The organism is Streptomyces sp. NPDC004658 (genome assembly GCF_040609555.1).
GTDB lineage: Bacteria > Actinomycetota > Actinomycetes > Streptomycetales > Streptomycetaceae > Streptomyces.
Genome location: NZ_JBEXKG010000204.1, coordinates 1 through 11,272 on the forward strand (window position 1 = coordinate 1; position 11,272 = coordinate 11,272).

The 11,272-nt window shown below is 73.8% G+C and carries 6 protein-coding genes and 1 pseudogene; 1 reads left to right on the top strand and 6 read right to left on the bottom strand.

The window, feature by feature from the left end; genetic code table 11:
- Positions 1-161: 161 nt before the first annotated feature.
- Positions 162-1,910 (top strand): annotated as a pseudogene (locus tag ABZV94_RS36825) (AAA family ATPase); the annotation flags it as partial.
- Positions 1,911-2,001: 91 nt separating this feature from the next.
- On the opposite strand, the gene ABZV94_RS36830 reads toward ABZV94_RS36825, so the two are convergent.
- From ABZV94_RS36830 to infB, 6 genes are all read right to left on the bottom strand, one after another.
- Positions 2,002-2,949: a bifunctional riboflavin kinase/FAD synthetase gene (locus ABZV94_RS36830; RefSeq protein ID WP_356348549.1), complete on the bottom strand. Its 948-nt coding sequence runs from the start codon at positions 2,947-2,949 to the stop codon at positions 2,002-2,004.
- 130 nt (positions 2,950-3,079) lie between these two features.
- A complete protein-coding gene (locus ABZV94_RS36835; protein ID WP_356348552.1) occupies positions 3,080-6,892 on the bottom strand; it encodes a trypsin-like peptidase domain-containing protein in 3,813 nt (1,270 codons plus the stop codon).
- Between the two features lie 459 nt (positions 6,893-7,351).
- The gene (truB, locus tag ABZV94_RS36840) at positions 7,352-8,257 is read right to left on the bottom strand and encodes a tRNA pseudouridine(55) synthase TruB (RefSeq protein ID WP_356348554.1); all 906 of its coding nucleotides are present in this window, start codon (positions 8,255-8,257) and stop codon (positions 7,352-7,354) included.
- Positions 8,254-8,712, bottom strand: a complete 459-nt coding sequence (gene rbfA, locus ABZV94_RS36845; RefSeq protein ID WP_356132142.1) for a 30S ribosome-binding factor RbfA — start codon at positions 8,710-8,712, stop codon at positions 8,254-8,256. The genes truB and rbfA overlap by 4 nt, the downstream gene beginning before the upstream one ends.
- Before the next feature lie 40 nt (positions 8,713-8,752).
- Complete coding sequence (locus ABZV94_RS36850; protein ID WP_356348556.1) at positions 8,753-9,046, bottom strand: DUF503 domain-containing protein; 294 nt, start codon at positions 9,044-9,046, stop codon at positions 8,753-8,755.
- Positions 9,047-9,242: 196 nt separating this feature from the next.
- A partial coding sequence (gene infB / locus ABZV94_RS36855; protein WP_356348559.1) for a translation initiation factor IF-2 occupies positions 9,243-11,272 on the bottom strand: 2,030 nt, incomplete at its 5' end.

An 11,272-nucleotide genomic window follows, 5' to 3' on the forward strand; every position in this document is an offset into this window, starting at 1 on the left:
GGCGCCATAGGTCCTCGGTGAGAGGCCCCGCGCAGCAGGCGGACGATGCGATGCAGCCGAGAGCACGTCCAAGCACTCTGGTGGTCAGTGGTTGCGCCCACCAGCCGGGGCAGCCGGGACAGCCGGGACAGCCGGGCGTGCCCAACGCCTCGGCGCCCGGCCCTCAGCCCGCCCCCAACGCCCCCACGCCCCCGAGCGGCTACGGCTTCCCCCAGCCCGGCGCCCCGGCACCCGGCGCTCCCCACCCCTCGCCGCAGCCCGGCGGTTACGGCTTCCCGCAGGCCTCGGCACCCCAGCCGCATCCCAACGGCCCCACCCCGCCGAGCGGTTACGGGTTCCCGCAGCCGGGTGCGCCCAACGCCCCGGCGCAGCCCGGCGGTTACGGCTTCCCGCAGGTCCCGGCAGCCCAGCCGCACCCCAACGGCCCCAACCCGCCGGGCGGTTACGGCTTCCCTCAGCCGCCGCAGGGCCAGGACGGCGCCCCCGGCGTTCCGCAGGCCCCGGTCGACCCCCGTTCCGGTGCCGCGTGGCCGCAGCCCGTTCAGCACGACCAGCGGCAGCCGACCAACCCCGGTGCCGCCCCGCTCGGTTACACCGCCGCCGTGGAGCTGTCCTCGGACCGGCTGCTCAACAACAAGCGGCAGAAGGCGAAGAGCGGGCGGCCCGCGGCGGCGGGCGGCCGGTTCAAGCTCGGCGGCAAGAAGGAGGAGGCCGAGCGGCAGCGCAAGCTGGAGCTGATCCGCACGCCGGTGCTGTCCTGCTACCGGATCGCGGTCATCAGCCTCAAGGGCGGCGTCGGCAAGACGACCACGACGACCGCGCTCGGCTCCACCCTCGCCACCGAGCGGCAGGACAAGATCCTCGCCATCGACGCCAACCCGGACGCCGGTACGCTCGGGCGGCGGGTGCGCCGGGAGACCGGGGCCACCATCCGTGACCTCGTCCAGGCCATCCCGTACCTCAACTCGTACATGGACATCCGGCGGTTCACCTCCCAGGCCCCGTCCGGTCTGGAGATCATCGCCAACGACGTCGACCCGGCCGTGTCGACCACGTTCAACGACGAGGACTACCGGCGCGCGATCGACGTGCTCGGCCGGCAGTACCCGGTCATCCTGACCGACTCGGGCACCGGTCTGCTGTACAGCGCCATGCGCGGGGTGCTGGACCTCGCCGACCAGCTCATCATCATCTCCACGCCGTCCGTCGACGGCGCGAGCAGCGCCAGTACGACGCTGGACTGGCTGTCCGCGCACGGGTACGCCGACCTGGTCTCCCGTTCCCTCACCGTGATCTCCGGGGTCCGCGAGACCGGCAAGATGATCAAGGTCGAGGACATCGTGGCGCACTTCGAGACCCGCACCCGCGGCGTCGTCGTCGTGCCCTTCGACGAGCATCTGGCCGCCGGCGCCGAGGTCGACCTCGACATGATGCGGCCGAAGACGCGCGAGGCGTACTTCAACCTCGCCGCGATGGTCGCCGAGGACTTCACCCGCCACCAGCAGGCGCACGGGCTGTGGACGAGCGACGGCAACCCGCCGCCGGTGGCCGCCCCGCCCATGCCGGGCCAGCCGATGCCGGGACAGCCCATGCCGGGCCAGCCGATGCCGGAACAGCTTTACGGAGCCGGGCAGCCGTATCCGCAAGCGCCCGGGCAGCCGTATCAGCAGGCGCCCGGACAGCCCTACCCCCAGGCCCCAGGCCAGCCGTATCCGCAGGCGCCCGGTCAGCCGTACGCCCCGGCGCAGCAGCCGTACCCGCCGCAGCAGGGCCCGCAGCAGCCGTATCCGGGGGCGCCGCAGCAGCCGGGTCACCCGCAGCCCGGGCAGCCCCAGCCCCCGTCCCAGCCGCAGGCGCAACCGCAGCCGCAGCAGCCTCCGCAGGCTCCTCCGGCCCCGCCCCAGCAGTAGGGCCACGCAAAAGGGCGGCCGGTGCTCAGCGCACCGGCCGCCCTTCTCGCTGTGACGGGCCCCGCCGAAGCGGTCCCGTCGCCGCGCGCGGCTACTCCTCCGCCGCCAGGATCTCCCGGCACCGCTTCACATCCGCGGCCATCTGCTCCAGCAGGGCCTCCAGCGACTCGAACTTCGCCTGTCCGCGCACGTACGCGAGGAAGTCGACGGCGACGTGCAGGCCGTACAGGTCGAGGCCGACGCGGTCGATCGCGTACGCCTCCACCGTGCGCTCGGTGCCGTCGAACTGCGGGTTCGTGCCGACGGAGATCGCGGCCGGCATGGCCTCGCCCTGGGCGTGCAGGTACCCGGCGTACACGCCGTCGGCGGGGATGGCGGTGTGCGGCAGCGTCTCGACGTTGGCCGTCGGGAAGCCCAGTTCCCGGCCGCGCTGGGCGCCGCGGACGACGACGCCCTCCACACGGTGGGGGCGGCCCAGGATCTCGCGGGCGCCCGCGACATCGCCCTCGGCGACCAGGCGGCGGGTCAGGGTGGAGGAGAACGGCTCGCCGCCGCCCGCCTCACCGGTGACGTACAGGTCGACGACCTCGACGTCGAAGTCGTAGATCTTGCCCTGCTCGGTGAGGAACTCGACGTTGCCGGCCGCCTTGTGGCCGAAGCGGAAGTTGGGTCCCTCCACGACCGCCTTGGCGTGCAGCTTGTCCACCAGGACCTTCACCACGAACTCGGCGGGCGAGAGCTTGGAGAACTCGGTGGTGAAGGGCAGGATGAGGCACGCGTCGACGCCCAGCTCGGCCATCAGTTCGGCGCGGCGGTGGTGCGGGGCGAGCAGCGGCGGGTGGCTGCCCGGGCGGACGACCTCGCTGGGGTGCGGGTCGAACGTGACCACGACGGCCGGGACGCCCAGCTCGCGGGCCCGGTCGACGGCGTGCTTGATGATCAGCTGGTGGCCGCGGTGGACGCCGTCGTAGGAACCGATGGTGACGACGCTGCGCCCCCAGTCCTGGGGGATGTCCTCCAAGCCACGCCAGCGCTGCACTGTGACCGCTCCTCGAACCCTTGTCCGTGTCTAACTTGACCTCGTCGTGCAGCTCTAAGGGTGCCATGCCGGGTGCCCCGCGTCGGCATCGGCATGGGGGCTGTGACGGGGCGCACGTTCCCTGCGCGGCTCAGGCCGGTACGCGTACGCCCGCCAGGTTCTCGATCATGCGGCGGGTGCTGGGACCGACCACGGCGGCCCAGTCGTCGGGGGCCTCCGTCAGCCAGCGGGCCATGCGGGCGGCGAAGCCGGGCACGCACCGGCCGAGGTCGACCAGGGCGCGGTCGTAGCGGGTGGCGCCCTCGGGCGTGCGGACGAGGAGCAGACCGGTGCGGTGGACCAGGCCCCGGGCCTCCTCCTCCCGGCCGCCGGGTTCCGTGGCCGCGTGCAGGACGGCGAGCAGGACGGCCGGGTCCTCTTCCCGGGCGAGCAGGAACTCCAGCAGCTCGCGGCGGAGCGGGCGGGACGCGGGCGTGCCGGGGGCGGCGAGGACGGTGGCGAGGGCCGCCCGGAGCGGTTCGGGACCGCCGTCGAGCAGTCCGGTGACGAAGGGCAGCAGGACCGGGCGGACGGTCGGCCCCTGTTCGAGGCGGCGGTCGACCTGGTCGGCGACCTGTCCGGCGACGGGACCGGCGGTCTCCGGGCGCGGCGGCAGCGCCTCCCGGACGAGGGCGGCGGCCCGGCGGGCCAGGGCCGGGGTGGGGACCTGGCAGAGGCCGCGCAGGACCGCTCCGGTGTCCGGTCCGCCGGCGTCCGGGGCGCACAGGCGGGCGCGGAAGGCCTCCAGGACCGGTTCCGGGTGCGTGGTCAGGGCCGGGACGAGGGCGCTGGGCGGGAACTGCGGGTCGCCGTCGGCGAAGTGGCGCAGGGCGGCGGACAGGTGCCGGTCCCGGGTGCGCGGGTCGCGGACCAGCAGGGCCAGGGCGGCGCCGTGCAGGGTGCGGTCGGCGGGGCGGGCGAGCAGGGTGAGGGCGGCGTAGCGCAGCAGTTCGCGGTCGGCGTCCGAGCGGGCGTGGGGGGCCGCGCGCAGGGCGAAGGCCACGGCCGCGACCCGGCGGGCGGGGCGCTCGTCGTGCGCCCAGCGGTCGACCGCCCGGCACAGGGCCGACGGCTCCTCCTCGGCGAGGACGGCGAGCAGTTCGTCGGCACGCCGGTGCGCGCAGGCCACCAGCACCTCGATGAGATCGTCCAGGGCAGCGTGCCGATGGGTGTGCAGCAGTGCCTGCGCGGCGGTGGCGACGGTGGCGTGCGGGGTCGCGGGCAGCGGCCGCTCGTCCGCGAACCAGTGGGTGAGCAGCGGCTGTACGACGGCGGGGGCGGCGGCCAGCAGTCCGGCGACGGCGTCCAGGTACCGCTCGCCCGTCGCGGGCGGGGCCGGGTCCGCGAGGACCAGGCGGCGCAGCAGGTCCAGGCGCTCGGTGCCGGGGAGGGGAAGGGCGGTCCAGAAGGCGGGGCGGAATTCGGCCGGTACGGGCCGCCCGGCGCCGCGCCAGGCGACGACACGGTCCGCGAGCAGGCGCAGCACGTCGGTGTACGGCGTGGCGTCCGGGACCTGGAGCAGGGTGTGGGCGAGCAGCCGGGCGGCCCACCAGGAGCCGGTGTCATGGTCCAGGGCGTCGACCAGCTCCCGCAGCCGGAGGGCGAGGTGTGCGGGCCCTTGCTGGCGGGCGAGGATCAGCAGCGCCTGGACGACGGGTCCGACGCGATGGTGCGGCACCGGCACCGGGTGGGACGCGCCCGGCTCACCGGGCCGGTGCACCAGGGCCCGCAGCGCCGCGTCCAGGTCCAGGTGGGTGCCCTGGATCCAGTCGGCCAGTTCCTCGTGGGCGAAGCGGTAGCCGGTTCCGGCCGGCACGAGGAGGCCCTCGGTCAGCACGGCGGAGGCCCAGCCGGTGCCGCCGCCGAGCCAGGCCGGGGCGGGGCCCCAGGGGAACACCGCCTCGAACGACTCCCGGTCCAGCTCCCCCTGCCCCGGCCCGAGGCTGCGCCGGGCGGCCTCGTGCACCTGCCCGGCCACCCGTGCCGCGAGCCGCCGCACGGCCGTTCCGCGCAGACCGCCGGCGGCGGCGAGGCGGACCGCGATGCGCAGGCACATCAGGTCGAGGTGGGCGGCGAACACGTCGTGCCGGTCCACGGGCCCGGCGGCCGGCGCGTCGGGTACGGCGGCCCGCACCTCGGACAGCAGCCGCAGCACGAGCGGATGCCGCGCGTCCCGCTCGGCGAGCACACCGTCCGGAATCCCGTACCGCGCCCGGGCCCACCGAGCCTCCCCGGGTGTGAAGTCCCCGATGCGCAGACAGGGCGGAAGGAGGCCGGCGTCGGGGACGCGGGAGGCCTCATCGTGGTCCGGCGAGGCGGGGGACGCGGTCACGGGGGTGACACCGGTGCGCTCCGGCGGAGGGCTGTCCGCCAGGGAGGCGGGTTCAGACACGGCAGGGTCGGCCGACGGGGCGGCGGCGGCCGGGGGGTCGCACGGCTCGGGGCCGCGCGTCGGGACTCCGGCTCCTGTCGGTGTTCCCCGCGGCTCACCGTCCTCCGCGGGAACCCCGCGGTCCTGCGGCGTCGGTACCGGCTCCCCCGGACCGCCCGGTACGTGGAGCAGGGTCTGGGGAAAGGCCCTGCCGGTGCGTTCCCAGTGTTCCTCCCGGCAGGCCACCACCAGGCGGGTCCCTGTCGCGTTCAGCCAGGCGGCCGTGCCCTCGGTCCAGGCGGGCAGGCGGTGGGCGAGGGCGGGGGGCATCTCCTCGGGGCAGTCGAGGAGGAGCAGCAGCGGGCGTCCGGCCCGGGCGGCGAGGCGGGCCACGCGTTCGGGCGTGACGTCGCCGAGGTCTTCGGGCCGGCCGGGCCGGGAGGCGGCGATGATCCGGGCGGCACGCGCCAAGGTGCGGCGGGCCACGTCGGCCACCGAGTCGTCGGTCTCGTTCAGGTCGGCACCGCGCAGCCACAGCGTGGGGGCGGGCCGCTGCCCCCGGGTACGGCGGGCGGCGAGCGCCGCGAGTTCCGTCGTACGACCGCTGCCCGGCGGGCCGACGAGGCCGAGCACGGGCCGGTCGCCGGTGGTGAAGGCGTCCAACTCCCGCGCGAGGTCGGGGCGTTCGACCGGTTCGACGGCGCCCGGGGGGCCGTCCTGCCCCGCCGAGGTCATGGTCAGCTGGAGGATGCCGGCGAGGTTGAGCTCGGCGCCGTACGCGGGCACGGTGGCCGCGTTGCGGGCGAGCAGGTCGGCGAGGGCACCGTCGGCGGGCCGCAGCGGCACCGCGAAGCCCGCGTCGCGCTGGGCGCTGTGCAGGGCGGTGCCGAGGACGCCGACGACCGCGCCGGTGCGCGCGTCGAGCACCGGTCCGCCGGCCGCGCCGCCGCCCAGCCGGAGCGCGTCCCGGCCGGCCGTGCCGATGGCCAGTTCCAGCACGTCGTCCAGGAGGTGGAAGCGGTCCGTGGCGGTGTACGTCACCTGCGTGGCGGCCAGTACCCGCGCCTCGCGCCAGCAGCCGGCGGCGACCTGGACGTAGCTGCCGGCGTCGATCCGCTCCCGCACCGTCAGGGGCAGCGGCTCCACGCCGAGGCCCTCGGTGCGCACGAGGGCGAGGTCGCGGCCGGGCAGCGCGGTGACCGCGTCGGAGCCGACCACGCAGGTGCGGTCCCCGTCGGCGTGCAGCACCAGCCGGGGCAGGCCGTCGACGGCCTCGTGGCTGGTGAGCAGGGTGCCCTCGTGATCGGCGAGGAAGCCGAGTCCGCGCGGGCGGCCGGCCAGGTCCCGGATGCGGACGAGGGCGGCGTCGTAACGGTCGGTCCGGACACCTGAGCCCGTGGCGTCGGCCGGAGTGCCGGCAACGGCCTGGCCGCCCCGGCCCTCGCGCTCGCTCTCGGCGCGCTCCTCGAACGGCCGCTCTTCGCACCCGTGCCCCCGGCGCCCGCTTCCGTCGCGCGGGCCCCGTTCCGTCATGGTCGTACCTCCCCGCCCGTCCCCGTGGCCTGGTTCCGACGGTAGGCGCGGGATGATCAGCGGGACAGATCGCGCGATGAACGCGCCCCCTTCCGCTCCCCCGGTTCACTCCGAGCGCCTGCCCGGACGGGTGAATGGGCGGGAGTTGCTGGATAACCCTAGGGGTGGGGGAACCGAGGGGGGACCGTGGAGCGGCGGCAGGACCGACCCCGTGTGGGCCGACCGCCGCTCCACGCCAGACAGCCACTCCACCGCAGACGGCCGGCCCCCGCCACGCCGGCTCCGGGGCTAGGGTCTTTCGTTCGGATCAGGCCGGATCAGGGAGCGGGGTCTGGTGCCGTGCATCGCAAGGCGGAGGAGGGCGCCATGGCGGAGCCATGGCAACCGACGACAACGCGGCGAGGCGCGGTGCCAGGGCCCGCGAGCCCGGCATGATCCGAACGAGAGGCCCTAGGCGTCTCAGCCGAAGACGGCCAGGCTCTTCGCCTTGCCCCGGTGTTCCTCGACGAGGGCGAGGAAGCGGCCCTCGGGGTCGAACACGGCCACCGGACCGGCGCCCGCGTACTCGTCGGGGATCTCCAGCCGGACGCCGTTCAGCAGCAGCCGGGACCGCTTGCCGTCGACCTCCCAGCGGGGGAACGCCGCGGCGGCGGCCTCGGCGATCGGCATCACGGTCAGCTCCTGCTGGAGCTGGTCCAGGGTCTTCGCCGCGTCCAGCTTGTACGGCCCGACACGCGTCCGGCGCAGCGCCGTGAGGTGGCCGCCGACGCCGAGGTCGGCGCCCAGGTCGCGGGCGAGGGCGCGGATGTAGGTGCCGGAGGAGCAGACCACCGACACCACCAGGTCGAGCACGGGCGTGCCGTCCTCGGCGACCGCGTCCCGGACGTCGTACACGGCGAAGGAGGAGACGGTCACCGGCCGGGCGGGGATCTCGAAGTCCTCGCCCTCGCGGGCCCGCTTGTACGACCGTACGCCGTCGATCTTGATGGCGCTGACCTTGGACGGGACCTGCATGATGTCGCCGGTCAGCTTGGCGATGCCGGCGTCGATGGCGTCCCGGGTCACCTTGGAGGCGTCGGTGGACGAGGTGATCTCGCCCTCGGCGTCGTCGGTGAGGGTGGTCTGGCCCAGGCGGACGGTGCCCAGGTACTCCTTCTCGGTGAGCGCCAGGTGCCCGAGGAGCTTGGTGGCGCGCTCGACCCCGAGGACCAGGACGCCGGTCGCCATCGGGTCGAGGGTGCCGGCGTGGCCGACGCGGCGGGTCCTGGCGATCCCGCGCATCTTGGCGACCACGTCGTGCGAAGTGAAGCCCGACGGCTTGTCGACGATGACGAGGCCGTCGGGCGTGGTGTGCTTCTGGGTCATTCGGTGGCGTCGCCGTCCGTGTCGGTGTCGTCGTCCGCCGGCTTGCGGTACGGGTCGGCGCCGCCGGCGTACGTGGCGCCCGTGGCCGCCTCGCGCACCTTCTCGTCGGACTGCCGGGCCTTGTCGAGGAGGTCCTCGATGGTCCGGGCGGTGTCCGGGAGGGCGTCCGCCACGAAGGTCAGGGTGGGCGTGAACTTCACCCCGGCCGCGCGGCCCACCTCGGAGCGCAGGATGCCCTTGGCGCTCTCCAGGCCCGCGGCCGCCGCCTTCCGCTCCTCCTCGTCGCCGTAGACCGTGTAGAAGACGGTCGCCTCCCGGAGGTCACCCGTGACCCGGGTGTCCGTGATGGTGACGTGTGAGCCGAGCCGCGGGTCCTTGATCCCGCGCTGCAGCTTCTGGGCCACCACCTCCCGGATGAGGTCCGCCAGCCTTTTAGCCCGCGCGTTGTCGGCCACTGGTCCGTCTCCCGTTCTTTCTCTTGCTTGCGTTTCGTGGTCAGTCGTCGTCGCCGTGGAAGCGCCGTCGCACGGACAGCAGTTCCACCTCGGGGCGGCCGGCGACCAGCCGCTCGCACCGGTCCAGTACGTCGGTGAGGTGCGCCGCGTCCGCGGAGACCGCGGCGAGGCCGATGACGGCCCGCCGGTGGAGGTTCATGTGGTCCACCTCGGCCGCGCTCACGGCGTACTTCCGCTGGAGTTCGGCGACGATCGGGCGGACGACGGAGCGCTTCTCCTTCAGCGAGTGGACGTCGCCGAGGAGGAGGTCGAAGGACAGAGTCCCCACGTACATGTGTGCAACCGGTTCACCCGCCGGTACGGGATCGATGGCCCCGGGTCCGTGTGGCCGGGGACATCAAGAACCGTACCGCGTACCCGCCGGTGGCTCGACAGGGTTTCGGTGCGGTCGGCCGGACAGGCGCCCGGCCGGAAAACGGCGCGCTGGCCGACGGGACCACAGTCCCGCCGGCCAGCACGAACCACAGGCCTCAGGCCCGCGGCTTCTCCCGCATCTCGTACGTCGCGATGACGTCGTCGACCTTGATGTCGTTGAAGTTTCCGAGGTTGATACCACCCTCGTAGCCTTCGCGGATCTCGGTGACGTCGTCCTTGAAGCGACGCAGGCCCTCGATGGTGAGGTTCTCCGCGACCACCTTGCCGTCCCGGATGAGGCGAGCCTTGGTGTTGCGGCGCACCTCGCCGGAGCGGATGAGGACACCGGCGATGTTGCCCAGCTTGGACGACTTGAAGACCTCGCGGATCTCCGCCGTACCGAGCTCGACTTCCTCGTACTCCGGCTTGAGCATGCCCTTGAGGGCCGCCTCGATCTCCTCGATCGCCTGGTAGATGACCGAGTAGTACCGGACGTCGACGCCCTCGCGCTCCGCCATCTGCTGGGCACGCCCGGCAGCGCGGACGTTGAAGCCGATGACGATGGCGTCGGAGCCCATGGCCAGGTCGATGTCGGACTCCGTGACCGCACCGACGCCGCGGTGCAGGACGCGGATGTCGACCTCTTCGCCGACGTCCAGCTGGAGCAGCGAGGACTCCAGGGCCTCGACGGAACCAGAAGCGTCACCCTTGATGATCAGGTTCAGCTGCTGGACCTCGCCGGCCTTGAGCACCTTGTCCAGGTCCTCCAGCGACACGCGGCGCGTGCGCTTGGCGAACGCGGCGTTGCGCTCACGGGCGGCGCGCTTCTCCGCGATCTGGCGGGCGGTGCGGTCCTCGTCGACGACGAGGAAGTTGTCGCCCGCACCCGGGACGTTGGTCAGGCCCAGGACCTGGACCGGCGTCGACGGGCCGGCCTCGGCGACGTTGTTGCCGTTGTCGTCGAGCATGGCGCGCACACGACCGTAGGCGTCGCCCACGACCATCGTGTCGCCGACCCGCAGCGTGCCTCGCTGGACGAGGACCGTCGCCACGGCACCACGGCCGCGGTCGAGGCGGGACTCGATCGAGATGCCCTGCGCGTCCTGGTTCGGGTTGGCCCGCAGGTCGAGCGAGGCGTCGGCCGTGAGGATCACGGCCTCCAGCAGCGAGTCGATGTGCAGACCCTGCTTGGCGGAGATGTCGACGAACATGGTGTCGCCGCCGTACTCCTCGGCCACGAGGCCGTACTCGGTCAGCTGACCGCGCACCTTGGTCGGGTCGGCACCCTCGACGTCGATCTTGTTGACCGCGACCACGATCGGCACGTCGGCCGCCTTGGCGTGGTTGAGCGCCTCGACCGTCTGCGGCATGACGCCGTCGTTGGCCGCGACGACCAGGATCGCGATGTCGGTCGACTTCGCACCACGCGCACGCATGGCGGTGAACGCCTCGTGACCCGGGGTGTCGATGAAGGTGATCTTGCGCTCTTCGCCGTTGACCTCGGTCGCGACCTGGTAGGCACCGATGTGCTGGGTGATGCCGCCGGCCTCGCCCGCGATGACGTTCGTCTTGCGGATGGCGTCCAGCAGTCGGGTCTTGCCGTGGTCGACGTGACCCATGACGGTGACGACCGGCGGGCGGACCACCAGGTCCTCCTCGTCGCCCTCGTCCTCGCCGAACTCGATGTCGAAGGACTCGAGCAGCTCGCGGTCCTCCTCCTCCGGGCTGACGATCTGAACCGCGTAGTTCATCTCGTCGGCGAGGAGCTGGAGGGTCTCGTCGGAGACGGACTGGGTCGCGGTGACCATCTCGCCGAGGTTCATCATGACCGCGACGAGGGACGCCGGGTTGGCGTTGATCTTCTCCGCGAAGTCGGTGAGCGACGCGCCGCGGGAGAGACGGATGGTCTCGCCGTTGCCGCGCGGCAGCATCACGCCGCCGACGCTCGGGGCCTGCATGGCCTCGTACTCCTGGCGACGCTGCCGCTTCGACTTGCGGCCACGACGCGCGGGACCGCCGGGACGGCCGAAGGCGCCCTGCGTGCCACCGCGGCCACCGGGACCGCCGGGACGGCCGCCGAAGCCGGGACGGCCACCGCCGCCACCGCCACCGGGACCACCGGGACGGCCGCCGAAGCCGCCGCCAC